The sequence below is a fragment of the Streptomyces sp. NPDC058470 genome (assembly GCF_042721055.1).
Lineage (GTDB): Bacteria > Actinomycetota > Actinomycetes > Streptomycetales > Streptomycetaceae > Streptomyces.
The window spans coordinates 60280-84789 of sequence record NZ_JBHXMF010000020.1; the positions used below are offsets into that span (position 1 = coordinate 60280).

At 68.5% G+C, this 24510-nt stretch carries 23 protein-coding genes; 13 read left to right on the forward strand and 10 right to left on the reverse strand.

The window, feature by feature from the left end:
- Nucleotides 1-2: 2 nt before the first annotated feature.
- The 3 genes from ACFWP7_RS16930 to ACFWP7_RS16940 all read right to left on the reverse strand — a co-directional run bounded on the left by ACFWP7_RS16930 (nt 3) and on the right by ACFWP7_RS16940 (nt 4376).
- Nucleotides 3-2318: a nitrate- and nitrite sensing domain-containing protein gene (locus tag ACFWP7_RS16930; protein ID WP_384382158.1), complete on the reverse strand. Its 2316-nt coding sequence runs from the start codon at nt 2316-2318 to the stop codon at nt 3-5.
- A 227-nt stretch (nt 2319-2545) separates the two neighbouring features.
- Nucleotides 2546-3412 carry a hypothetical protein gene (locus ACFWP7_RS16935; protein ID WP_384382160.1) on the reverse strand — a complete coding sequence of 289 codons (867 nt, stop codon included), beginning with the start codon at nt 3410-3412 and terminating at the stop codon, nt 2546-2548.
- Nucleotides 3413-3920: 508 nt separating this feature from the next.
- Complete coding sequence (locus ACFWP7_RS16940; protein ID WP_384382162.1) at nt 3921-4376, reverse strand: ATP-binding protein; 456 nt, start codon at nt 4374-4376, stop codon at nt 3921-3923.
- A gap of 312 nt (nt 4377-4688) precedes the next feature.
- Here ACFWP7_RS16940 and ACFWP7_RS16945 point away from each other — a divergent pair, with 312 nt between their 5' ends.
- Both ACFWP7_RS16945 and ACFWP7_RS16950 read left to right on the forward strand, forming a co-directional pair.
- Nucleotides 4689-6068: a Tat pathway signal protein gene (locus ACFWP7_RS16945; protein ID WP_384382163.1), complete on the forward strand. Its 1380-nt coding sequence runs from the start codon at nt 4689-4691 to the stop codon at nt 6066-6068.
- Between the two features lie 186 nt (nt 6069-6254).
- Nucleotides 6255-6746: a TrmO family methyltransferase gene (locus ACFWP7_RS16950; RefSeq protein ID WP_384382165.1), complete on the forward strand. Its 492-nt coding sequence runs from the start codon at nt 6255-6257 to the stop codon at nt 6744-6746.
- Between the two features lie 59 nt (nt 6747-6805).
- Here the strand turns inward: ACFWP7_RS16950 and ACFWP7_RS16955 are convergent, their stop codons facing one another.
- On the reverse strand, nt 6806-7171 hold the full coding sequence (locus ACFWP7_RS16955; RefSeq protein WP_384382167.1) for a hypothetical protein: 366 nt from the start codon (nt 7169-7171) through the stop codon (nt 6806-6808).
- 578 nt (nt 7172-7749) lie between these two features.
- Between ACFWP7_RS16955 and ACFWP7_RS16960 the strand changes: the two genes are divergently transcribed.
- Nucleotides 7750-8610 (forward strand): helix-turn-helix domain-containing protein, encoded by an 861-nt coding sequence (locus ACFWP7_RS16960; RefSeq protein ID WP_384382169.1) that lies wholly within the window; start codon nt 7750-7752, stop codon nt 8608-8610.
- Nucleotides 8611-8630: 20 nt separating this feature from the next.
- Nucleotides 8631-8834, forward strand: a complete 204-nt coding sequence (locus tag ACFWP7_RS16965) for a DUF397 domain-containing protein (protein WP_384382171.1) — start codon at nt 8631-8633, stop codon at nt 8832-8834.
- Nucleotides 8835-9138: 304 nt separating this feature from the next.
- Here ACFWP7_RS16965 and ACFWP7_RS16970 read toward each other — a convergent pair whose 3' ends face one another.
- Nucleotides 9139-9444, reverse strand: a complete 306-nt coding sequence (locus tag ACFWP7_RS16970; protein ID WP_384382173.1) for a hypothetical protein — start codon at nt 9442-9444, stop codon at nt 9139-9141.
- Between the two features lie 146 nt (nt 9445-9590).
- Between ACFWP7_RS16970 and ACFWP7_RS16975 the strand changes: the two genes are divergently transcribed.
- Nucleotides 9591-10436 (forward strand): SDR family oxidoreductase, encoded by an 846-nt coding sequence (locus ACFWP7_RS16975; RefSeq protein WP_384382175.1) that lies wholly within the window; start codon nt 9591-9593, stop codon nt 10434-10436.
- Nucleotides 10437-10439: 3 nt separating this feature from the next.
- Here the strand turns inward: ACFWP7_RS16975 and ACFWP7_RS16980 are convergent, their stop codons facing one another.
- From ACFWP7_RS16980 to ACFWP7_RS16995, 4 genes are read right to left on the reverse strand one after another with little or no spacing between them, the layout of a single operon-like run.
- A complete protein-coding gene (locus ACFWP7_RS16980) occupies nt 10440-12014 on the reverse strand; it encodes an amidase family protein (protein WP_384382177.1) in 1575 nt (524 codons plus the stop codon).
- Entirely contained in the window at nt 12011-13231 is a 1221-nt protein-coding gene (locus ACFWP7_RS16985) for an MAB_1171c family putative transporter (RefSeq protein WP_384382179.1), read from the reverse strand. Before ACFWP7_RS16985 ends, ACFWP7_RS16980 begins: the two co-directional genes overlap by 4 nt.
- Before the next feature lie 15 nt (nt 13232-13246).
- Complete coding sequence (locus ACFWP7_RS16990) at nt 13247-13801, reverse strand: hypothetical protein (RefSeq protein WP_384382181.1); 555 nt, start codon at nt 13799-13801, stop codon at nt 13247-13249.
- A gap of 45 nt (nt 13802-13846) precedes the next feature.
- Nucleotides 13847-14332 (reverse strand): hypothetical protein, encoded by a 486-nt coding sequence (locus tag ACFWP7_RS16995; RefSeq protein ID WP_384382183.1) that lies wholly within the window; start codon nt 14330-14332, stop codon nt 13847-13849.
- A 1012-nt stretch (nt 14333-15344) separates the two neighbouring features.
- Here ACFWP7_RS16995 and ACFWP7_RS17000 point away from each other — a divergent pair.
- From ACFWP7_RS17000 to ACFWP7_RS17010, 3 genes are all read left to right on the forward strand, one after another.
- Entirely contained in the window at nt 15345-15872 is a 528-nt protein-coding gene (locus ACFWP7_RS17000) for a hypothetical protein (RefSeq protein WP_350248582.1), read from the forward strand.
- An 8-nt stretch (nt 15873-15880) separates the two neighbouring features.
- Complete coding sequence (locus tag ACFWP7_RS17005; RefSeq protein WP_384382185.1) at nt 15881-17104, forward strand: MAB_1171c family putative transporter; 1224 nt, start codon at nt 15881-15883, stop codon at nt 17102-17104.
- Nucleotides 17105-17433: 329 nt separating this feature from the next.
- Nucleotides 17434-18063, forward strand: coding sequence for an HAD-IA family hydrolase (locus tag ACFWP7_RS17010; protein ID WP_350248584.1), 630 nt, complete (start codon nt 17434-17436; stop codon nt 18061-18063).
- 324 nt (nt 18064-18387) lie between these two features.
- Here ACFWP7_RS17010 and ACFWP7_RS17015 read toward each other — a convergent pair whose 3' ends face one another.
- The gene (locus ACFWP7_RS17015) at nt 18388-19287 is read right to left on the reverse strand and encodes a helix-turn-helix domain-containing protein (protein ID WP_384382186.1); all 900 of its coding nucleotides are present in this window, start codon (nt 19285-19287) and stop codon (nt 18388-18390) included.
- Between the two features lie 346 nt (nt 19288-19633).
- Between ACFWP7_RS17015 and ACFWP7_RS17020 the strand changes: the two genes are divergently transcribed.
- The 5 genes from ACFWP7_RS17020 to ACFWP7_RS17040 all read left to right on the forward strand — a co-directional run bounded on the left by ACFWP7_RS17020 (nt 19634) and on the right by ACFWP7_RS17040 (nt 24501).
- The gene (locus ACFWP7_RS17020; RefSeq protein ID WP_384382188.1) at nt 19634-20821 is read left to right on the forward strand and encodes a SpaA isopeptide-forming pilin-related protein; all 1188 of its coding nucleotides are present in this window, start codon (nt 19634-19636) and stop codon (nt 20819-20821) included.
- Nucleotides 20822-20937: 116 nt separating this feature from the next.
- Nucleotides 20938-21756, forward strand: coding sequence for a sortase (locus ACFWP7_RS17025; RefSeq protein WP_384382190.1), 819 nt, complete (start codon nt 20938-20940; stop codon nt 21754-21756).
- Nucleotides 21757-22161 (forward strand): hypothetical protein, encoded by a 405-nt coding sequence (locus ACFWP7_RS17030; RefSeq protein ID WP_384382192.1) that lies wholly within the window; start codon nt 21757-21759, stop codon nt 22159-22161. It abuts the gene before it with no gap.
- Nucleotides 22162-22249: 88 nt separating this feature from the next.
- The gene (locus ACFWP7_RS17035) at nt 22250-23641 is read left to right on the forward strand and encodes a winged helix-turn-helix domain-containing protein (RefSeq protein ID WP_384382194.1); all 1392 of its coding nucleotides are present in this window, start codon (nt 22250-22252) and stop codon (nt 23639-23641) included.
- Entirely contained in the window at nt 23638-24501 is an 864-nt protein-coding gene (locus tag ACFWP7_RS17040; protein WP_384382196.1) for a DciA family protein, read from the forward strand. Before ACFWP7_RS17035 ends, ACFWP7_RS17040 begins: the two co-directional genes overlap by 4 nt.
- The last annotated feature ends 9 nt before the right edge of the window (nt 24502-24510 follow it).

Consider the following 24510-nt stretch of genomic DNA (forward strand, 5'->3'; position numbering starts at 1 on the left):
CCTTATCGGTGGGGGTCGTACTCGGTGGCCTGCTGTGTTCCGCTCTGGAAGTCCGCCCAGTCGGTGCCGACTCGCTGGGGGTTGGACTCGGCCCGTGCGCCCGGCTGCTGGGGGGAGTGAGCGTCGCCGCGCAGGATGGGGTTGAGGTGCTGGCCTGCCGCGCGGCGCGGCAGAGGAGCGGCGTCTGCGTCGGTGGCCACGGGAAGGGTGTCGGCTCCCAGATGCTCGGCCTGCCGCTGCGCATGAGCGGCGGCCGGGTCGAGGGCCGGCTGCCGCCGACGAGGCAGGGGCACTTGCGACGGCACCCCGTCGGGGGCCGTCGCGCTGGGAGCCGCCGTCCGTACGGGACGGGTCGAGCTGGACGGCGCGGTGACGTCCTGCTTCATCGTCGTGAGCGCCTTGTTGTCGATCATGACGACGGCGGTGATCCCGCTGTACGCGGATCGCCTGAGCGACACGCTCAGATGGTGGCGGCCGGCCAGCCGGGCGACGACGAACAGGCCGAGCTTGCCCTGCCGTTGCGCCATGGCCTCGAACGTCGCCTGGTTGTGCTGGGTGAGCTCCGCGTTGGCGGCCTCGACGGCCTCCTGGGACATCCCGAAGCCGGCGTCCTCGATCTCCAGTGCGAACCCGTGCACGGCCTTGACGCTGCGCACGGTCACTTCGCCGGTGGAGTAGCCGATCCCGTTCTCGATCAGCGCAGCGATGACCTTCACCGTGGCGGCCGCGTGCTGCGGGGGGACGTAGGCGGTGTCGGTGACCTCATTGGTCACCCGCCGGGGAGAACCGGTCTCCACCGCGGCGTCGTTGACCAGGTCGAGCAGTGACCTCGGCCTGTCGTAGAGGTCCTGTCGCATGCTGCCGGCCAGCGTCCCGACGTGCTCCTGGTGGCGGCGGCTGGCGGAGACGGCCCCGTCGATGGTGATCAGTTCATCCAGCAGGACAGGGTCGACGTCCGGCCGGGCCATCACCCTCTCCAGGTGGCCCAGGGCCCGGTTGATGTGCCCGAGGGTCCGCTCGGTCGCCGCCGCGACGAAAGCGCCGACCCCGCGCCGGTCGCCAGCCTGATCGGCGGCCTGGCGCACCGCGGTGCGCTGCGCCTCGGCCAGGGCGGCCTGGACGTGGCTGAACTCGTCACCGCCGACCGGATCGGGGAACTCCGCCTTCGAGTCGACGACTTCACCGCGCATCAGCCGCTCCACGACCTGCGGCAGACGTTCGGCGCCCTCCTGCGTCTGCCGACGCAGCTGACGCAGCCGGGCCGAGATGGAACGGATCAGCCAGATGATGAGCCCGGCGATCAGCACGATCGCCGCCAGGCTTCCGGCGGCCTGGAGGAAGACCTGGGTGCGGATCTCGTCCGCCCGCTGGAAGCCGTGGGCGAGCAGCCCCTGCGTCCGTTGCAGGTTCAGCCCTGCGAGCTGCCCGCTGACCTTCCCGTACGCGTCGTCCCACTGGGCGAGGGAAGACCGGTCGCCGATCTGCTCGTTCCCGAGATCGTCGGCCGGCGGCGTGATGACCGACCGCTGCGCCGCCTGGATCTCCTTCCACTCCGGGCTGGCGGTGATCTGGTCGTAGAGGGCCTTCTCCTGCTCGGGCAGGTAGGGGGCGATCCACCGCTCGTACATCACCTGCTGGGTGCCGTACGCCTCGGCGAAGGCCACCCGGTGGGCGTCCGTCATCTGCCCCGAATCGCGGGCCTGGGTGAGAAGCATGTCCTGCTGGGCCAAGGCGTCCGAGGCGTAGAAGAGTCCGACCAACGGCCGCGTTTCCAGGGTGAGCTGGCCGTCGTCCATCGCGCTCAACGCCTGGTAGAAGCTGATCATTTTGTTGATCAGGGAGGTGTAGTAGCCGGTGGACTCGTCGGGCCCGCCCTCCCGGGCGTCCACGTTCTTGCGCACCCGGGGCAGGGTGTCGAGCTGCTGGTAGACCGCTTCGACGTACTCCCACCGGTGACGCTGGTCGGTGCGCAACTCGGTGCCGGACAGGCGCCTGAAGGACTCCAGGCCGGCATCGGTCTTCTTCCGCTGCTCCTGCAAGGCCGTCTTCGCGGCAGCGGAGGGACGGGCGAGGTACGCGGCGGTGAGCTTGCGCTCGGCCTGCGCCGCTATGAACAGGGGCAGCGACGCTTCACCACCGAGGCGGCCCGTGGTGCTGTCGTTGCGCAGGTTCCGCTGCTGATCCCAGGCCGGCACCGCGTTGACGACGACCAGGATGAGCAGCGCGGTGATCGCGACGGAGGCCACCACAATGAGGCGGGCGCGCACCGTCATGATGCGACGCGGCGCCCTGTGGCCGGAGCGGTCTATGGGGGTCATGAATCCTCGGACGAAGTGGTGGGCGGGGAAGACAGAAGGGCGGGGACCGGCTGCCGCGGGGTGTCTCTGGGACCGCGGCAGCCGGGACGACGGCGACGGGGAGTCGCCGCCTCACTCGCGGCTCCCGGGACAGGACGGCGGTATGCCGAGCAGTCCCCCAGAATTCGGAAGCCGGAGCCCACGGGCGAGCGTCGGCGGCGGGGCATCCCCTGTCGCCGGGCTCGGGTCTATGCGGGCGGCCCGCAGTCGCCCAGGGAACCCGCCGCGGCGCTGACCAGCTCGGCCGTCGAACTGGGTCCACGATGCGATGCGCCGGCTCGGGCGGAGCGCGGCGCAGGCATCCGGGCCAGTGCGGGAGGGATAACCGCCTTGGCTCCGCCGAGTTCGCGGGCGGCGGGGCTCTGGAAGGCGCCCACGGCATGGCGCTCGGAAAGCAGAGGGTCCGGAGCAGCTGTACGAGGCGGTACTTCGCCGGTCGGAGCTGCGTCGATCAGGGCCTGCGCGATTTCCGCAAGCCGGATGGCAAGGATCACCAGCGGCATGCGGCCCTCCGGCAGGCGCTCTTTACGGATCTGGCGTGACAGGCGGATCAGGTCAGGGTCCGCATCCCCGACAAGCCGTTCCAGATGGGGGAACTGCCGGCGCAGGCCCACGATGAGCAGCGTGACGTCGTTGTCACCACGGGGCAGCGGCGACGATCCCAGCACCCGCTCCACCAGGTCCTCGACGGCGTGCGCGGCGACGAGGGGACGAAGGCGCCACCGATCGAAGGCGTTGGTGGTGTGCCGCCGCCATCCGAGCGCCGATAACACCTTGTCCCCGATCAAGAGGAGTGCGGCGGCGTGCGTTCGACGCTTTCGCCGGCCGATGCCCGTGCTGCGCCCCGTGGGGCTGCCAGCACCACCTCGGCGCCGAGACAGTTCCGGGCGGTACATGCTCGGCTTCGTGCCCGACGGTTGTCCGCCGGTCACGCGAGCCCGATGGGCCGCACGTTCCTTGTCCACGGGCCGCAGACCGTCGACGCGCTGCTCGCCGATGTCGGCCGGGGCAGCTTGTCCGTTCACTGCGCCTGGACCCGAGGTTGCGTCGATCATGGCGTGTCTCCCGCGAGGTCGAGGATCATCGAGACGGCGTGCGCCAGACGCCGGAGTCGGCCCAAGTCCGCCGAGGAAGGCGGGGCTTCACCCAGGAGTTCCCGGCCGTATCGAAAGGCGGCCTCCGCAGACGGGCCGTGGAGCCGGATGATCCGTCCCGAGTTCTCACACAGGGTTCGCAGGACGGCTTCCAGCCTCGGCGCCCACGAGTCAATCTGGGTGCGGTTTGGCGCGGCTGCATGTCCCAGGACGCCCTCTAGGAGGTCCTCGGTCGTCTCGGACTCCGCTACTGCTGTGAATCGCGTGGTCTCGTCCAGGCGTGTCAGCAGGTGTCCGAACGCCTCCTCCCTCGCTCCGATCGGCGCGGTGCGCACCCGGGCAGCCGCAACATCGAGGGGTGGCGTGTGACCGGGCGGGACCGGCGACGTGCCGGAGCGGGAGCGCGTCTGCGGGATGGCGGTCCCGGTTCCTCGTGCCGCCCTCGCGGGGCGGGCCATTGCGTGAACGCTCATGAGACCCGCCTCCTGGGAGAGTCGAGCTCCGCGCAGACGGACTTGCCGCTACCGGCCGGGGCGCTCTCGACGCCCCAGCGGTCGGAAAGCGCGCCGACGAGCCGCAGGCCACGCCCGCTCGTCCGGCTCCTCGAAGCCCCCTGCTCGCTGGGCTTCTCGTCGGACGGGTCCTGCACCACGGCGCGCAACTGGGCGTCGGACCACGTCACGGTGATTTTGAGTGTGGTCCCAGACGGGAGGTTGCGACAGCCGTGTACGACAGCGTTGGCCATGAGCTCCTGGCAGATCAGGGCAACGTCGTCGGCTACGTGCTCCAGGCCGTCCTCGTTCAACAGGGCCCGCAGCCTGCGACGGATGGGCGGGATGGCCGCGGGGTCCGCGGGGAACGACGCCTCGAACTGCGGCAGGTCCGCGCCGAGCCCGCCATCGTGGTGGAGAGGAGGCTCGGTCACCGCAGACGCTCCTTGATCCGACAGGACTGTTCCCTGGTGCGTCACGACGGCGGACGCTGCCGGGCAGGCAGGCGCCCTCCGCGTCAGGTAGTGCACGTTCATCGGCCGCTTCTCCTCGCCTGCCAGCACACGCTCAGCTCTGGCCACCGGTTTGGCCCGTGTGGATGAGGTCGTCGACTTCCTTGCACGCCGCAGGCGTTGGAGGAATATCGTCTTCACGAGAGAACCGTGTTCGCGGGCCGGTGGGTATCCCGGCAGACCGACCGGCGCGATACACGTGATACAAGATCTTTTCGGGGATTGGGGCGCACCATGGGGCGCACGCGCAACACACGGCTGGAAGGCGTCATCCAAGGGCTGGGCCTGTCCCAGCGCCAGTTGGCCGCTCGCTTCCGAGCGGTGGCGGCCGAGCACGGAGCGACTGAACTCCAGAGCGTGGCGCAGCCGTACATCGCCCGTTGGATCGGTGGGGCGCCGGTAGAGGGGCGCGCACCCTTTATCTTGGCCGAGACGCTCTCCCGTGGCCTCGGTCGCCTCGTCACGCTTGCCGACATCGGGCTGGCGCCGGACACCGAGCCCGAGCCGCAGTCGGCGTGGAGCGACGACACACTGACGACGCTGGTGACGCTCGGGGGCATGGACATGGATATCGACCGTCGGCGACTGCTGGCCACCTCGGTCTACTCGGTTGCCGCCCTGGCTCTTCCCCAGGACCAGTGGTTCGAGCGGGCCATGGACCGGGCCCGGACGCGCCGGCCCTTGTCGAGCTACGTCGTCACCGCCCAGGACGTCGAGGACGTTCAGGAGATGGCCGCGATATTCTCCCGCCGTGACCAAAAGCGCGGCGGACGCGCCGGCCGCACGGCGCTCGTCGCCTACCTCCGTACCGATGTTGCAGAATTCCTGAGCGGCCGGTTCCCCTCCGAGAGCATCCGACGCGGCATGACCTCCGCAGCCGCCGAGCTCGCCTACCTCGCAGGCTGGACCGCCTTCGACGGGCGCGAACATCCACTTGCACAGCACTGGCTGACGATCGCCACGAAGCTCGCCGAAGAGGCCGGAGACGCTCCCCTGGCCGGCCACGTCCTGCGGGCGATGGCCCACCAGGCCGTCGACCTCGGGAAACCTCAGCAGGCCGTATGGTTGGCCGAAGCTTCCCTCTCCAGCCGCCGCTACGCCCAGGCCTGCTGGCGGGAGCGCTCGCTCCTCGGTGTCGTGCACGCCCGCGGCCTGGCCGCCGCCGGCGAGAGGAAGGCGGCCATCGCTGCACTCCTGCGCGCGGAACAGGACCTCGGCAGGGCCGGCGAAGGAGACGACGAGCCCAACAGAGTGGGCTTCTTCGCCGAAGCCAGCCTCGCCCACGAGACCGCTGCCGCATTGCGCGACCTCGGCGACCTCCAAGGCGCCGAAACCCAGTTCAACCGCAGTGTCAGGACGCGGGGCGCCGAGTACGCCAGAACACACTCGGTCACGCTCGGATACCTCGGCGCCGTTCAGGCCCAGCAAGGTCACCTCGACATCGCCTGCGCCACCTGGAGCCAGGCACTCGACGCTATGACCGGCGTGCAGTCCGGCCGCGCGAAGGAGACCGTCGTCCAGATGCGCCGAGCGCTGTCGCCCTTCCGTAACCGGGCCGGAAGCCACGCCGCGGACCTCGACGCCCGCGCCCGCTCCATGCTGAGCCAGGCGTAACCCGCGGCGCCCGACCTCCCGGAGGCGCGAGGACCCACCCGCGCCCAGGCGGCAGTCGCTGTTGGCGATGTCCTCACCGGTCACGAGAGGTGTGCGCTTTGGGACATAGGCTGACCGCGTTGAATCGCCAATGACCTTCTGCCGGGGCCGGGACGGCTGACCGTGCAGGTGCTGAAGGGAAGACTCATGCCCGACCCGATGCGGATCGAGATCACGGCCGTCGCACAGGTCGTCGCCGGCCATGCAGACCCAGTCGACGACTTCCAGGGCGGTGTGGAGTCGATCATCCGCATGAACGAGGACTTCCCGCTGGAGACCCTCGCGGGTCTCGAGGACTTCTCGCACCTGGAGGTCCTGTGGCACTTCCACCGAGCCAGCCCGGCGGACGTGGCGCTGCACGCTCGAAGCCCGCGCAACAACCCGGATTGGCCAGCCACGGGAACCTTCGTCCACCGCAACCACCGACGCCCGAACCAACTCGCCGTGTCTCACCCGAAGCTCGTGCGTGTCGACGGACGAGACCTGCACGTCACGGACTTCGACGCGGTCATCGGCACGCCCGTCTTCGACGTATCGCCGTACTTCCCGGTCATGGGGCCCCGCGGCCAGGTTCATGTGCCCACGTGGGTCGATGAGATGCTCGGACGCTACTGGGACGCCCCGGACGGGAAGGCGTAACCCGTGTCGTGGGGATGCCGTGCGGGGAGGTGAGCTGACCCAGGGGGGCGGAGGCGTCATCACGGCTGCACCACCCCGGCGGTGAGGAGAGCCCGGACGGTCTTACTCTCCGCCTCGGAGTCGACGAACCAGGCCAAGTCCGTGATCGCTTTACTCCGGACGAGTTCGACCAGGACGCCATCCCCGATCCCGACTCGAACATCCTGGAAGTTGGGGAACGCGGGACTGAAGTCCTCCACGTCGACGATCAATTGCCGCGCTTCCGTGATGCTCAGACACACCCGCAGGGCTCTGTCGCCGCGCCGCGGGGTACTGCCGTGCTCAAGCGCGTTATCCACCAGCACGGACAGCACCTGCAGCGCGTCCGGAACGCTCCCATGCCAGTTCAGCATTGTGAGGCCGACGCGACCTTTGACCCGGGCCATCTGCCGCGCGGTCCGGACAGGGAGTTCGACGGGATGCTGTTTGGTGATCGGGCTGCCGATCCGAGACAGCTGTGATGCGGGCGGCGTCCAGACGGCTCCCGCCCCGCTCCGGGGGGCCACCCCCGTGCTGTCTGCTGCGTAACCTCCCGGGCCGGCCGCAACTCGAACGTCCGTACCCCGCGCCGTGTCACGACGTAACTGATCGGCCAACGCAGGCCGGGGGCCTGCGGCGTCGAACGGGATGTCCTCCCGCCGAACGACGCTGGGGATCTCCCCGTCCTCGGCTCCATCTGACCTCATGGACTCGCCTCTCGAAGTCTCGGCAACACACCGCTGGGCTGACCTGCGGCATCGCCGTCGGGACGGCCAACATCAAGCTCGGCATGGCAGTTCACCGCCACGATTCGGTTGCGCTTCGTGGCCGCCTACTTACGATGGACCTAACTTAACGCCGTCCGCAACCCTCTGAGCTACAAAATGCAGGACTGGCGTCTGATGAAGGACAAGCGCCCCCCTCGTAGCGTTGCAGCGTCGGTGTCCGTCACACTGGCTGGAGACAACGGCAGAGGAGGACGAAGGTGGGACAGCCAGCGCGACGTACGGCTCGCCGGCGCCGGTTGGGCACCGCTCTGCGCGAGTCGCGCGAGAAGGCCGGGATCAGTCCGGAGCAGGCCGCCAAGGCCATCCATGGTGACAAGTCGAAGATCAGCCGCATTGAGACGGGGCGTCACCGCGTCAGCCGTCTTGAGTTGGAAACGCTGATGGACCTCTTCACCGTGACCGACTCGAAGACGCGTGCTTGGCTCGTCGCCCTGTCGGCCGAGGGCCAGCGCCGCAGCTGGTGGCGTACCCATGGCGACAGGCTCGAGCAGGACTTCAAAGAACTGCTCGCCCTCGAAGAGGATGCGCAGCGCATCGTTGCGTTCCAGCCGCAGGTCCTGCCTGGCCTCGTTCAGACGAAGGAGTTTGCCGCTTCGGTCATCAGCTCCAACGATCCGGCTCTGGGCGATGAGGAGGTCGAGTTCTTCACGAACGTTCGCCTCCGCCGTCAGGAGGTCTTCGAAAGGGACACGCTCACCGACTACCTCTGCATCGTGACCGAAGGCGTCCTGCGTCAACGTGTAGGCGGAGCAAAGGTGATGAAAGGCCAACTGCGCCACCTTTTGGAGATCGGCGCAAAGCCCAACATTGCAATCCGTGTCGTGCCGTTCAGCGAACAGGGCTACACCGGAAGCAGTAGCGGAGCATTCACGCTCTACAGCTACCCCGACCAACTGGATCTCGACGTCGTGCAGGTGGAATACCTGGACGGAGCCCTCTACCTGGAAGAGGAGAAGACTATTCGGAAATACAGAGACTCACTGGATCTGCTGCGGTCGTCGATGCTATCGACATCGGAGTCGAACGACCTGATCTCGGAAATCTGCCGAGAGCTGTGACAACCGAAGAAAGTGAAAAAATGCGGCACGACCTGCCGGAACACCAGTGGAAGAAGTCGTCCTACAGCGGGGCGCAACAAGGGGACTGCTTGGAGGTGCAGACGACAGAAGAGGGACACATAGCTGCTCGCGACAGCAAGGCACCTCATCTGGGCGCCTTCGTGTTCGACCCCACCCAATGGGCGGCGTTCGTCGACGATGTGAAGCACGGTCGCTTCGGATGACCACCCGGCCGGCAACCTGAGTTTCGACGCAGACGCGCCCGGCAGATACATATGACAGCGTCCCTCCCCAAGAGTAGTGGGGAGGGACGCTGTATCTACTTTCTACCCTCTGAGCCTAAGCCGCAACCACCTCCCCGCAACGAAGGTGACAAGCAGGAGATCTCACTGATGGAACTTCAGCGACTTTCTTCACACTTGGGGCGCGCTCTTCGTTGGCTCGTCGAAACGGCCGGATGAGTTGCCGGGTAAGCAATTCGATGCCGAGATGAACTTCCGCGATCCGGCACAGCACGGCCCACGGCGCTCACTTTTCCTGATCACCCAGTACGGAGAGGCCCGTCCCGGCTACGCGAGCCGGACGCTGACCAACCCAGCCTGATCCGTGGGCCTCTGGTGCGACGACGGTTCGGACGTCTCGGAAGCCGAGATGTACGTAGTACGTGTGCAGGCGGCTATTGGCGGTCCAGGCGTCGAGGCGCAGCCAGGAGGCGCCGGCACGGGTGGCGCGGTCGCTGCACCAGTTGAGGAGTTGGCGCCGAGTCCGTCGCAGCGGCCGGGGCAGGAGCCAGTCGATGATGCTCAGCGCGACGTAGGAGTCGTCGGTGTGCACGGGGCGACCGTCGACGATGTCCGTGCGCAGCGGTACGCCGACGTGCTCTCCGAGACGCAGGGCGGCGTTCGCTTTGGCGCAGAACCAGATGTGTTCACCAGCGGGGGAGTTGGGGCGGCCGTCCAGCGCGATCTACCGTGCCTTCCATGACAGTTCTGATCGTCGGCGGCAGCGGCTTCCTGGGTGCCGAGCTGATCCGGCAAGCGAGAGCGGCCGGGCACCGCGCGGCCGCAACGTACGCGACCGCGCCCGGTGACGCTTCCCAGGCCGCGTGGCATCACCTTGATCTGCGGGATGTGGGCCGCCTTGACGCGGTCGTGGCCGAGGCGGACCCGCGCATCATCGTCAACGCCTCGAGCGGCGGGGCCGACTGGGCGATCACGGCAACGGGGCCCGTCCACCTGGCCATGATGGCGGCGCGGCGTGGGATCCGGATGGTTCAGGTATCCACTGACGCGGTGTTCTCCGGCGCCGCGGTGCACTATGACGAGTCCGCCCTTCCGGACCCGACCACCCCCTACGGCGCGGCCAAGGCCGCGGCGGAGACCGGTGTCCTTGCCGTGCATCCGGCTGCCGTCGTCGCCCGCCCGTCGCTGATCCTGGGCAATGGCCGCTCCGAACATGAACGCCTCGTGCACCACCTCGTCGACGGCGTCGTCAACGGCGCCCTGTTCACCGACGACATCCGTTGTCCCGTACACGTCGCCGACCTGGCGGCGGCCCTCTGGGAGCTGGCGGAGTGCGACGCGGCCGGCATCCGTCATCTCGCCGGGGCCGACGCTGTGAGTCGCCATGAACTCGGCGTTCTCATCGCCGAGCGGGACGGGCTCGACGCCGCTCGCATCCCCGCGGGCCTGCGAGCGGCAAGCGCTCTTCCCGGTCCCCTCGACGTCCGGCTCGACTGCCGGGCGACCCAGCGGCAACTGAACACCATGCTGCGCGGGGCACGCGAGTTCCTGCGTCCCGGTGCGCGACACGGCCTGCCTTCCTAGAACTCACACCGAGAACGCCGATGGCCGGATGGGTTCGGGAAGTCGGGACGCGAGTTGTTTGGCTGCCTCGAGGACGGTGCGGTCTCCCAGGTACGGGCCGATGATCTGGATGGCCAGCGGCAGCCCGGCCTCGGTCTTGCCAGCGGGGAGCACCAAGGAGGGCAGGCCGACCGGGCCGGTCAAGTTGAGCCAGCCGGTCTGGTCGTAGAACGAGCGCTTCTTGCCGTCGACAGTGATGTACCGCTGCGGCGCCGGCGTGCTGGTCTGGTCGGGCACGGCGGCCGTGGGCGCAGCCGGGGTGATGAGGATGTCGTGCTCGTTGAAGTAGCTCTCCCAGGTCGCGCGGAGTTTCTGGCGTGCTTCATCGGCGACGCACCAGTCGCGATGGCGCATGGTGCGGGAGTGCAGGAACAGGCCGCTCGGGTCGTCTGCCGGGACCTTCTCGGCCGCCGCGACATCGGCCGCGAACGCCGCATCGGTGGCGGTGGCCGAGGCCGTGGCGTACATGAGGCGTTGGAACAGCTTGTCGCTTTCGGCGAAGTCGACGGGCCTGGTGGAGTCGTCGACGGTGGCGCCGAGCCCGCGTACGAGCTTGGCGACCTGGTCGAGAAGGGCGCGGGTGTCGGCGTCGACACGGCAGTACGCGTCGTCGGCCCAGATGCCGACCTTGTAATGGTGGAGCTTGGTCTTGGTCGGGGCCGGCAGGTCGATCTTCCAGCCGGCGCGGTCGGCGGGTGAGGGCGCGGCGATGACGTCCAGGAGGAGGCCGAGGTCCTCGACGCTCCGGGCGATCGGGCCGAGCGTGATCATGTCGCTGCTGGTGTCCCAGCCGGGCAGGCGGGGGATGTGGCCGCGGGTGGGCACGATCGGGCTGGCGCCACGGGAGGTCCGCAGCGCGTAGACACCGCAGTACGCGGCGGGAAGGCGCAGCGAGCCGGCGAGGTCGGAGCCGACTTCGAGGCTGGTGAAGCCCGCGGCGACTGCGGCAGCCGGGCCGCCGGAGGAGCCGCCGGCGGTCTTCTCGGCGTCGAAGGGGTTCACGGTCTTGCCGAAGATCGGGTTCGACGTCTGGATGTCCTGGCACATGGTGGGCACGTTGGTGTGGCCGATGATGATCGCGCCGGCCTTGCGCAGCAGCGCGATGACGTCGGCATCACGGTCGGGAACGTGGTCGGTCAGGCTGGGGGACCCACACGTGGTGCGCATCCCCTTGACCTCAAGGGCGTCCTTCACCGTCATCGGCAGGCCGTGGAGCGGACCGAGCGGCTTGCCGGTCGTGGCGAGATGCTGGTCCGCCTTGTCGGCGGCCGCGCGGGCCCCGGCGGCGTCGAGGGTGACGATGGCGTTCAGCTTCGGGTTCGCCTTGGCGATGTGTTCGAGGTGCTGCTCCAGCAGGCTGCGGCTGGTGATCCGGCGCTCGCGAAGAGCGGCCAGCTGGTCGCCGGCGGACGCCTGGCGCAGCGGGGTCGTGCTGCGTGGTCTTCTACCGAGACCGGGGTGCGCACTGGCTGAGGAGATCATGGCGGTGGTGGTGGCGAGGGCAGTCGTGGCGGCGAGGACGGTGCGGCGGAGGATCACGTGCGGGCTCCTGAAGTGGTGCTGGAGAGGTCGGCGGTGCGTGCCCCTGGGAGAGGCGGGGTGAAGAAGTCGGCGACTCGCTCGAGGTGGAGCAGTTCCTCCGCGGCCGTGGGCAGGGGCAGGTGCACGTCGGCGTATTCGGTGGGAGCGTCGACCGGGGCATCTGCGTAGAAGCGGACGAGGGCAGCGTGGATCTGGTCCGCGGTGACTGCCGCTGCCAGCGTGGCGCCGTCCAGTCCTTCGCCGGCGCGGCGGGCTTCGGACTCGCTGCGTGCGGTGGGGTCGAGGTAGCGGCGCAGCAGCTTCTGGCCGTGGCGGATCTCGACGCGGCGCCGCAGCAGCGGGAAGTGTGCGCTGCGCCCGTGCAGGAGCGCGTCGTGCTGGGGGTCCGGCTGGAGCAGGGTGATCTTGGGATGGGCCTCAGCCAGAGCGGCCCACAGTTTCCGCAGGCGCCGGTACGACAGGTGCGTGTTTGCCCAGGCTCTGGTGTTGCCGATGCGCCGGGACAGGGTCGGCAGGAAATAGCCGATCTGCGTGAGGGTGGCACCTACGTCGCCGCAGATCCAGGCGTAGGGGTCGAGGCCCTTGACGCTGAAGTCGAGGATCCCGCCAACGACGCCTGCGATGCGGATCGCGCAGTAGCCGAAGGTGATGGCCGCGCCGATCGCGACGAGGCGCAGGCCGGTGGCGATCGAGCGGTTGTTCGCGGAGCGCGCGTACTTCCAGCAGGACCGCACCAGGTAGACCTCGGCCACGGTGTACGCGCCGATGTAGAGCGTCATGTAGGCCTGGAAGAAGTGATCGTGCGCGTAGTAGTTCGAGAAGTCGGTGGGCCGCTGGGCGGTGGGGGTCAGCAGGGCGAAGAGCGCTGCCATCCCGATGATCACGCCGGCGGCTGCGAGGAGCAGATGACGGCTGCGGCGCCGGGCCTTTTCAGCGGGCCGGGACCAGTAGGCGAGGACGGCAGCCTGGAGCGCGAACACGAGGATCACGCAGCTCTGGGCCAGAGGCACGGCAATGTTCGTGACTCCGAGGGTGCTGTCGATGCGTACCCAGACCCAGGTGATCGAGACGAGGTAGCTGAGGGCGGAGAACCCGTAGGTGAACGCGAGGGCGATCACTGCGGGGTTGCGCGGGCGCTTGCCCAGGTCGCGGAGCAGGAAGAGGAATCCGGTGCCGGCGATCACCAGGCACAGGGGGTGGAGTATGTCTTTCACGGTGCTCAGTTCTGGTCAGCGCAGCAGCGTACGGGCTATGGGGTCGTCATCGGCAGAGCCGCGGGCGGCTGCGGCACGCGAGCGGCGGACATGTTCCTGCAGGAGGGAGCTGATCAGCTCCGCTTCGAACTCGTCCGGCTCCACGTACTCAGTCCGGCCGAGAACCAGTCGGACGGTGGCCAGGTCGATGTCGGTGAACACACCGCCGAAGCCGGAGATGTCCAAAGACTTGCTCTTCTTGCCGTGCTTGAGCATGTGAGCGATCTCGTGACCGGCGACGATCTCGGTGTATGCAGGGCTGACGCCCTCGTCGTAGAACAAATAGTCCGTCGTGTCGGTGACGATCCACATGCCGCATGGCGCGGAGGGGTCCAGCGACTCCAGGTCCGAGAGGTCCGGCGTGAACGGGACCAGCTGGACCTCCCGCCCGATCTTCTGCTCCACGAACGGCAACAGGCCGAGGACGCTGTCGACGGCGGGAAGATCCAGTTCCTCAACGAACGCTCGACAGCGCTGCTCGACTTCACCAACGTGGTCGACGGGCCGGCGCGCACGACGGCGGTGCCACATGCGTGTTCCTCTCAAGAGCCGCTGAGAGCCGAGCGTATCCGCCGGTCAGGGAAGATCATGTTCCGGGTCGGAGGGCAGCCCGTCCCGCTCCCGCACGGCCTCGATCTTCTTCAGCACCTCGTCGAGGCTCTGCGGGGACAGGCCGATGGACCGCAGTGCGATCTCTTTCACATTGGCCTGGCTCAATCTGCGCAGCAGCTCGAACTGTTTGGTGACCCTGAGCGTGACTTCGTCCTCGACGAAGAATCCCGCCTCCACGCCGAAGAACCGGGCGAACAGCGGCACCAGCTTGATGGTCGGGTTCCGCTGCCCTTTGCGGAGCAGTGAGATGTACGCGCCGGTGATGTTCTCCTCGCCGTACGAGGAGATCTCCCGGGCAGCATGGGCGTTGCTGTACTCGTCCGCACCCGGCGGCCTGACCCGGTCGAACAGGTAGTTCAGTCGGTCGGCGAAGGACGCCCCGGGCCCGGGTGCGGGAACCGGGGGCGTTGGCGGCGTCTCACTGTCCGCTCTCTCGCCTGCATGGGGCACGGTGCGCTGCTCTCTCTCGAAGTGGTTCAACTATAGTTGACGCTGTGATGTCCGGAAGTTAGGTTCACCTTGCACGCACCGGGGGTGCGGCTGGACCACTGGGGGCCCGGAAGATGACCAACGGGGGGTAGATCTGTGACGTGCACGTCGCGGGACGAGCAGGATCAACTGCTCCGAGTCCCGGCGGTGAGCCATCCGCTCCACCGTTCCGGTTCTTTCGGTCGACTCATGCCACGATCGTGACTCAGTGTAAGTGCTCGGATGGTCTGAGCCCGGCACAAAGGACGGCCGGAACTGAGGTTCCGGCGCGCGTCACATTTACGCTGCGCAATATGTCGATATTGGGACAGAAGCGCCTGAGAATAGCGGAGATCGACATCTTGCGACAATCCGGGATCGCCGGACATTGCCGGGGCGGCAGTGCGCACTGATGCCTCTTTCGGGGATGGATGGAATGCGTTGCTGGGACAGGCTAGAGCATCGGATGCACCACCTGTGAGCTGCGGCAACGGTCTTTGTGACTTCTTATCAGGGACGAATGACGCCCTCTTAGGCAATGGCGGCGATTCCTGAACCCAGGATGCCGGAAATCGGCGGTCCATCCGGACTTGCCGCTAGTAACCGGAATTCTTGCTTGCATTTGGGCGAATCGGCGGGACATAGTGGGCTCCGCCCCACGCACTACGCAGTTGAGCCATTGCGCAGGGTTGTTGATCTTTCGTCACTTAGAGCGACGGATCCAAAGGGGTATCGCCCGGCCGGATGACGCATGCGGCGTCAATCGGTTCGACATGCAAATAGAACGCGTGTTTGGGTACGGGTTGGCAGGCGCCCCCGGAAGTGAATCGGGGCAGGGGCGAGGAGGACGAACGTGATGAAGAGGTGGGTTCCACGGCAGTCGACCGCCCGGAGCTGGAGCTCCGGATTGCGCAGAGTGCCGGGTGACAGACACCCCCTGCACTTCACGAATGGATTGCTGCGCTGGCGTAGGGACCCGTCGCAGCGCGCGCTCGTGAAGGAATGCGAGAGGCTGCTCGCCGATCTGCCTGTCCCCACCCCGTTCAGCGTCGAGGCGCTGGTGCGGAACATGGAGCACGTGCTGAAGCGCCAGATTCGGCTGGTGCCCTTCGACGATCCTGACGGAGGGCTGGGCACCGCGTGTGGCCTTCGGGTCAAGGCGCCGGAGTTCACGATCGTGCTCTACCGGCGCCGGTCCAGCCGCAACCAGACAAATCACATCATCCTTCACGAACTCGCACACGAGTGGCTGGACCACGGGACGACCCTGACCCCTGAAGAGATCGAGCGGTACGTCCCTGAACACATCCGGGAGGAAGTCCTTCGCCGCTTCCCCTCGGCCCTGGTCCAAGGGCGCGTCAACTTCGACAGTCCCGAGGAGAAGCAGGCCGAGCTGTCGGCATCCCTGATCAAGCGGCTGGCCCGCAGGCACCAGTTCGCCGGGGACGACATGACCAGCCTCCTGGAGTCCTCGCTGTCCCACCCCGTTGCGCCGCCGCGCCGCGGCTCTCACCAGGAATGACGGACGGCATGCTCGACTCTTTCAGATACCTGACTGCGGCCGTGATGACCATCATCGCCGTCTGGCGTTTTCCGGCGGTCCGGTACGGAGACGCGCACCGCCGCGCCCTCTGGGGTGGCTACGCCGGATTCGCCGTAGCCCTGTGGCTGTACACGCCGGCCGTGATGCTGGCCGTGGACCGCATTCCCGTGGTCGACCTGAGCGCCCTGATGAGGCACTTCGCCAGCACCGCGGCGATCATCGCGTCCCTGACGTACGTCGCGACCAGCTACGGCAAGAGCTCCGAGGCGGTGGTGCCCCGGCATGTCGCGATCTCGCGCTGGATCGCGCGCGCTTCCTACCCAGCGGGCGCCGTCGGCGTGACTCTCCTCACCATCCTGTTCTTCACCGTGGTGGACCGCCCCAGGCAGAGCGATGACTTCCTCAGCGACCATGCCGGGGAATGGGGCGCCGCGGTATACATGAGCGTTTTCTATTTCTTCCCGCTGGTCACTACTGCCGTCTGCGGATTTCAGTGGTCACGCGCATCTCGGCAAGCGGAGACGACGAGCATGCGCATCGGTCTCCGTTTGATGGGAATCTCGATGTGGATGGGACTCGTCCACACCATCGCCCGAATCTTCATTGTGTGGGCGGCCGTGCTGTTCCCGCTGAGCCAGTCCTTGATGGAGAAGCTCGTCGACCTCACGGCAATGTGGATGAATCTGCTGTTCCTGATCGTGGCGGCAGGAGCGAGTATCCCCACAACCAGCGCGGCCGCTGCTCGCTGGAAAACCATGAAAACCCTCTACCTGCTGCACCCGCTCTGGTTCGACCTGGTGAAGACCTTCCCCGGAACGAGCCTCTACCCGCCGGGGTCACGCCTGGGGGAGCTGATCCACCTGCGTGTCCCCAGCGACGTACGCCTGGACCGATGGACCCAGGACATCGCCGATGCCTGCGAAAAGCTCCGGTACTACGCTCCGGAAGCACTGCTGTGGGCTGCGGAGGACGCGACCGAGTCGCACGAGGACCCCGAGCCGGCCGCCGAGGCGTACTGGATCGCGGCCGCGATCCGGGCCGTCTCCTCCTCAAAGGCCGGCCAGTACGCAACAGGGCAGCTGCAGGAGAAACCTTTCGTCGACACGAATAGCGAAGCGGCCTGGCTTAAACGGGTGAGCAAGATATACGCCCACATAGCCCCGGCCGATGCTCAAAGAATTCTCCAGCAGTCCGCAGAACTGAAGACGTGAGCGGTCCGCGGCAAACCATAAATCCACAGCACACTGCGGTTTCCAATTCGGCTGCCGCATGCAGCAACCACACACACCGAGACGGGAGGAATACATAATGCGAAAGCGCCCGAGATACCCGGCCGAGCCATCAAGCGCGGACGGGGCTACCCGTGTCCTCAAAATGACGGCTGGTACCTTGGGCCAGACTGTGGGTGGCGTCGATTCCGCCCCGTAGGTACCGCCGACCCTGGCATGCGAAGCGCAGGCGCTGTCGCCGCCACGCGTAAGCCGGGCCGGACGCTGTCCAGTACGGACGGCGCCCAATTTCTCAGTAATGGAGTTCCTGCATGTCTCACCGCACCGGCCTCGTCCTCGACTTCGGAGGCGTGCTCACCACCCCGCTGCTGCCTGTGGTGCTCGCCTTCGAGCAGCGCGAAGGGCTCCCCAAGGGTGCCTGCATCAACGCCCTCTACCAGGACGGCGAGGGCGTCCGGATCACCAGCGATCTCGAGCGCGGAGCGGTCAGCCAGACCGAGTGGAACGAGTTCGCGGGCAAGAAGCTGGGTGTCTCTCCCGACAACCTGATGGGCAGGATCTTCGGTGGCCTGCGTCCTGAGCCGCTGCTGATCAACGCGGCCGCCGCGGCGAGGCGCGCCGGGATCAAGGTGGGCATCCTGTCCAACTCCGTGGGGCTCGCCCCGTGGGATCTCTACGACGGATACGAGTTGGAGAAGCTCTACGACGCCGTGGTGATCTCCGAGCACTACCAGATGCGCAAGCCCGACCCCGAGCTCTTCGAGATCGCGCTCAAGCTCATGGACATGCCCGCCGACCAGTGCGTCTTCGTCGACGACACCGAGGCGTACGTCCAGGCGGCGGAGCAGCTCGGCTTCGCAGGGGTGCACAACAAGGACCCCCAGCAGACGGTTACCGATCTCTCGAACCTGCTCGGCGTGGACCTCGCCGCAGCCGCGTAGCCGTACGGTGCGCCAGGACCTCAGTGCCTGGCCGCCCAGCTCCCCGGCCCTATGTCTCCCCGCGAGAAGGCATAGGGCCGGGGGTCTGTGGTTCGGGGCCGCATCCGAGGGGCCGACGCCCGGATAGGACGTCTGGTGCAGGCCGGCGCCCGGATGAACAGCTCGCCTTCTGGTCCGCCCTCTGCACACCGCCCTGCCGAAGGGCGCCAGTATGTGTTCCTGGAGCGGCGGGTCCTGCCTTCACAGCGCGTGCACGACGACTCCGCCGATGTCCTGCGGACCTGCCCGCTGCGCACGACCTCCTGGTGGCGCCGGCGGCCAGCTTCAGGACCCGTCTTCCACGTTCGGCAATTTGCCCTTCAGCTCTCCGACGATCTCGTTGATCTTGGTCATCGTTTCGGCTGACAGCCCCGTGTGGTTGCCGCGGGCGGCAAGGCCGAGGATCTGACCTTCCTGGATCGACCGGAAGAAGCGGACGGCTGCGAGGAACTCGCGGACCGTGGGGCTCAACTCCTCGTCGTCCCGGAAGAGGGCGGCATCGACCTGGAGAGCGTGAGCCAGGCCGGCACGAACCGAATCCGAGACGTCCGTCGTGGCACCCTCGCGGAGCGCGGCGATGTCTTCGGCTGTGGTGCTTCCCATGCGGCCTTGCGCGCGTACGTGCTCGTTGACGGCCTGCGCGATCTGTTCGTCGGACGGAGCCGTCTGGCCCTCGTACCCGTACTGCAGGAGGTAGTTGATCTTCTCCGCGACTGTGCGGGGCAGGGACGGCTGCTCGTCCGATGGCGCAGACGGTCGTGCAGTGCGAAGGCCGAACGAGACGTCCTGTGCGGCCAGCAGTTCTTCCCTGGTCACCCCGTAGGCGTCCGCGAGCGGGCCCACGTAAGCGTCCTGGAGCCGGCGTCTGCCGGATTCCGCGTTGCTGATGGGGACGCGGCTAGTCCCAAGGACCGCTGCGGCTTGGGCCACGCTGAGGCTGGCGTCGCAGCGCAGGAGCTGCAGGTCCGCAGGGCCGTCATGAGGGAAGAACTCATCGAGTGGCTGACCGAGCGCCTTGGCGATACCCGGGAACTTCTCACCCTTGGGAATCTCGTCGCCGCTCTCCCACCGGGCGACGGTCGGGCCGCTGACACTCACGCCCTCGTTCGCACCCAGCTGCTTCTGGCTGAGCTCTTTACGCCGTCTGACAGCGCGCACCTTGCTGCCATCGAACTGACGGGGCACATGAACTCCTGGCGGGGTGGTGGTCTAGACGACTTCGGCGACGAACACTGCACCATAACGGGCAACCGGCTGACGGCAACCGGCTTGATCGATACACGAATCTACCGTACGTTTCTGTATCGCACCTGGTGAGTGGGGCATCGCGTCACAGGTTGATCTTATGCCCTGTTTATTCACCACTGAACTACCCGTCCTGCGAGGGACGGGTCCACCGGACCCGGTCACGAAGTGGCCTAGGAACCGTTAATGGCCGGGTCCGGTTGGTAGTCCCCGAACGGAGATCTGGATGAGTGTCGCATCAACACGCCCCCGCTCGCATGCCCGCTTCCGAATTCAGCGTCATGTCGTGTATGGCACGGCGGTTGCGCTGGGCACGGGCATTCTGCTTGCGCCGCACGCGGTCGCGGCGGACAAGTGGGGACCTGGGTACCTGATTCCGGACAGTGCCGGTAAGCCGGACACCTCCCACATCGGCGGCTACAGCGTCGCCGGCGTCGACGGCCTCGCCTACTGTGCGGATCCCGAGCTCGCCGGCCCCGACGCGGCCGGCGGATACGGGCCCGCCAAGCCCGTCACCGCCTGGACCTCCAAGGCCACCGGAAAGAGCGCCTCCGCCGAGGACCTCGCCCGCGCCGCTTACGTGCTCGGCAAGTACGGGCAGACCAAGAACGACGAGCAGGCCGCCGCGGTCGACGCCGTCGTCTACACCTACCTCGACGCCGGCACGACGTACGCGCTGCCCGACGGCAAGCGCGCCCTGGAGCGCCTCGGCTACTCCAACGTCTCGCCGTCGGCGAAGAAGTGGGCCACCGGTTACCTCAACGAGGCCGCGATGTTCGCCGGCCCGTACAAGGTCAACGTCAAGCCGATCGACGGCCCGCTCAAGCCCGGGGTGAAGACGTCCGTCACCCTCGACGTCACCTCCGCCTCCGGTCACAAGGTGCCCGGCATCAAGCTCGACCTCGACGTCTCCGGCGCGGCCGCGGGAGCGGCGAGCATCACGACCAACGCCGACGGCATCGCCACCGCGACCATCACCCCGGCCAAGGACGGCACCGTCGATTTCAAGGCCCAGGCCAAGACGCTGCCCGCCACCCAGCTGCGCGCACTGACGCCGAACAACGCCAAGGCGCAGCGGCTGCTGCTCGCCGGCAGCGCCTCCAGCGCCGAGGCCGAGGTGCACCTGAAGACCGACAGCCCCAAGGGCGCCCTGGTCGTCACCAAGACCGCGGCCGACACCAAGAAGGCCCTCGCGGGCGTCGAGTTCGCCGTCAAGGACAGCGCGGGCAAGACCGTTGCCACCGGCAAGACCGACGCCAAGGGGACCTGGCAGGCCAAGGACCTCGCACCCGGCACCTACACCGTGCACGAGGTCAAGGCCGTCGAGGGCTACCAGCTCGCCGCCGACCAGAAGGCCACCGTCACCGACGGCAAGACGGCCGATGTCGCGGTCAAGGACACCAAGATCCCCGAGCAGCCGAAGCCGAAGCCGCGCTCGGTCACCATCCCGGTCCTGCCGCAGACCGGCGCCTGACCGCCGCTGCGCCCCGCGTCCACTGCGGACCCGGCGGCGGCGGGGTGGTGACCAGCCCCCAGCTGAGCACCACCCCGCTGCCCGGCCCGCGCCGCTCTCACTCGCAGGAAACACTCATGCCCCGCACGAACAGCACCTCCGAGTCCGACGACGCCATCAACTCCCGCAAGTCCGGCCCCGCCCGTTTCAGCCGGCGCCCTCTCGTGCTCGCTGCGGCCGCGGCGGCCGCGGGTCTGGGCGTCGCTGCTCTGCTGTGGACGCAGACCGGCCACGACTCCGGCGACCCCACCCCGGCCGCCGCGAAGGCCAGTGCCGTGCAGACGCCGGACCCGCTGACCTCCTCCGCCGCACCCGCCAACGGGAAGGCGAAGGTCGCCGACAGCACCGGCGCCTCGCGCGTCGCCGCGAGCCGCACCCTGTCCGACTGGAGCGCTGCCAACCCGGCCGCCCAGGGCTCGCACGCGGTGGGCGGCACGAACGGAACGGGCCCCGGCGGCCGCATCGCCGAAGTCCTGCGCATCCCCGCCCTCGGCAAGGACTGGGCCCAGCCCGTCTACGACGGGGTCGGCGAGACGCAGCTGCGCGCGGGCGTCGGCCACTTCCCGGACACCGAACAGCCGGGCCAGACCGGGAACTTCGCGTTGGCCGGCCACCGTTCCGGAGTCGCCGACCCCGCCTTCCGCGACATCGACCGCATCACCACCGGCGCCGAGATCCAGGTGACCACCGCGCACCGCATCACCTACGTCTACACCGTCACCCGCGTACACACCGTCGCGCCGACCGACGTGGACGTCATCGCCCAGGTGCCCGGTCACCCGAACTCCACCCCCACCAAGGCGAAGTTGACCCTCGTGACCTGCTGGCCGGCCACCGGCCACACCAAGCGGGTCGTCGTCGAGGCGGACCTCGTCTCGGCCAAGGGCGGTGCCTAAGTGGCCGAGGACGCCGACCCGCAGGAAGAAGTGGCAGCAACGGCGGAGGCGACCGAGAAGGTCACCGTGCTGCCGGCGCGGCCCTGGCCGGTCTACAACGTCGACCGCGCCCGCGCCGAGCTCATCGCCATCGAGATGCTCACCCGCGGCGCCTCGTACCGCAAGGTCCGCCACGTCACCGGCCTCTCTCCCCGAAACGTCAAGCGGCTGCAGAACATGGTCGCTGAGGAGGCCGCGAACCCGGCCGCTCCGCGCATCGTGTGCCGCACCCCGGCCCGGATCCGGGTCCGCAACTCCACTGCCCCTGGCACACCCGCCCCCGCGAAGCCCGCAGCACCTGCCCGGTCCACTGAACCGGACGAGACAGCCGAACCCGTCCAGATGACGTTCTCGCTCGACTGCTGAACCCGGCGCGCCGCCGCGCGCCCCACCTGTCCTTCAGGCCCGAACTGCCGCGGGCCTACTTCGCGCACCCGAAATCTCAGGAACCCCTGTGCCCACGACCGTTGCACCACCCCGGCCGGCGCCCCTGCCGCCTGCCGTGGAGCACGACGTCGCCGGACACCGCGTGCCCTCCGCCGGTCAGTGGATGTCCACGACCGGCGGCCGCATCGCGCCGAGCGGCGAGGCATGGCTCGAAGCCGTGTACTGGTTCTACAAGTACAGCCCGTACGCCTCCTCCGGCTCCCACGGGCCGAAGAAGTTCGGCACCACCACCTGGCGCATGGCCAAGGCGATCGCCCACCTCACCGAGTGCCGCCCCAGCGTCGGCAACCTGGTCCAGTGGCTGAAGCTCTCCGAGCGCACCGTCAAGTACCACCTCGCCATGCTGCGGGAGAGCGGCCTGCTCACCTACCGCGCCAGGGGCACCCGCGTAGCCGGCTGCGGCGGACGGGCCAGCGAGTTCGAGCGCACCATCCCCCAGGCTTTCGACGACGCCGCAGGGCTGCGCACCGGCCCCTCGGACACCCTCATCCGCTCCGTGCGCGGCTTCTCCCAGGACAAGATCCAGCTGCTCAAGGAGCTCCACGCCGCCGCCCGCCCTCCCCGCCGCAAGAAGCGGACAAAGGGTGCTAACCGCCGCGCCCTCAAAGCGGCTTCGGGAACCCCGTCTTGCACCCCAATGGTGGGTAGTACTTCTAGTTCTTCTACTGCGGGTGATCTCAACTCTCCCTCTGAGAGCAAGCTCGCCAGCGGGCAGCACAAGTCCCCCGCCCCCAAGAAGCCCACCCGCCGCAAGCTCAACACCACCGGCCGCCGCTACCAGCTCGCCGCCGAGCTCATCCAGCAGGTCGGCTGGCTCCACCGCGCCGCCGTCCCGAGGATCGCCTGGATCGTGCGGCACGTCGCCGACGCCGGATGGAGCACGGCCGAGGTCATCGCCGTCATCGGACTCTCAGCCCCCGCCCGCCGCGTCCACCGCCCCTCCGGCTTCCTCGCCAGCCGCCTCAAAGGCGCGCACCTGCTGTACGACACCCCCGCCAAGCGCACCGCGATCGTTGACCACTGGCGCGACTCGCGCCCCGCCGAGCACGACCGGCACGCCGAGTGGTGGCAGGACGACTGCCGCAGGCCCGCCAGCCGCGCCGTGGCCCGCGCGGTCGACGCGGCCTTTGCCCAGCTGCAGCAGCCCGCCGCCCCCGCGGTTGACGAGCGTGAACTCGCCGTCGGCGACGACGGCCTGGTCGCCCTCGAACAGCTCACCCGCGACGAGGTCATCGAACTGCGCGCCGCCGCGCTCAAGGACCCTGCCCTCGTCCGCGCCACTCTGACCACCTGCGGGGAGACCTACGCCCGCCGCCTCTACAGCTCGGCCCTGGTCGACCAGGTTCAGCGCCTTGCCCGCCTCGGCCGCACCGTCGTGCACGGCTGGAGGCCCGCATGAGCACCGACGAGGCCACCGGCGTGGACCTGGCCCGCGTCGCCCTGGCCGCCGCGAAGAAGGCCGCCAAGGAGCGCGGCGCCACCACGTCGGCGAAGCGGGCCCCCAAGCGGCGCCCGGTCGCGCGCCGCAACGGCCGCGACCCCCTGGGCCTCGGTGGCGCCCTGGCCCAGCTCGTCACCGAGCGCGGCTGGGAGACCCCCGCGGCCGGCGGGTCCGTGATGGACCAGTGGCCCACGATCGTCACTCCGGAGATCGCCGACAACCTGCGGCCGGCGGCCTTCGACCAGAGCACCGGCCGGCTCGACCTCGTCCCCGCCACCAGCGCCTGGGCCACACAGGCCCGCCTGATCAGCGCGCAGCTCATCCGGCAGGCCAACGCCGCCGTCGGCACCGAAGCCGTACGGCAGATCCGGGTCCTCCCGGTCGGCGCCCGCACCCCCCTGGCGGCCCCCGCCCCGGCCCCCGAGCCGGCCGCCTCCACGCCGCGCGGAGAGATCCGCACCCGCGAGAACGCCTCGCCCGGATACCACCGCGCGCGTGCCGCGCTCGCGCCCGCCCCCGCTGGCACGACCCAGGGTCCGGTGCGCACCCGAGAAGACGGAAGCGACGGCTACCAACAGGTCCGCGCCCTGCTGAAGAGCCCGCCCGCCGCGCCCGCCGCCGACCAGGCGCCGCCCCGGACACGGCAGGACGGGTGCGACGGCTACCAGCAGGCGCTCGCCCAGGTCGGCGTCCCCGCCCCGGCCCTACGTGCCAACGAGGCGCCGGTCGTCACCCGGGAGAACGCCTCCTCCGGATACCAGCTCACCCGCCGCGCGCTCCTGGACGGCAGGAGCCGCCGCCGCGCCGGACCCACCTGACCACCGCGC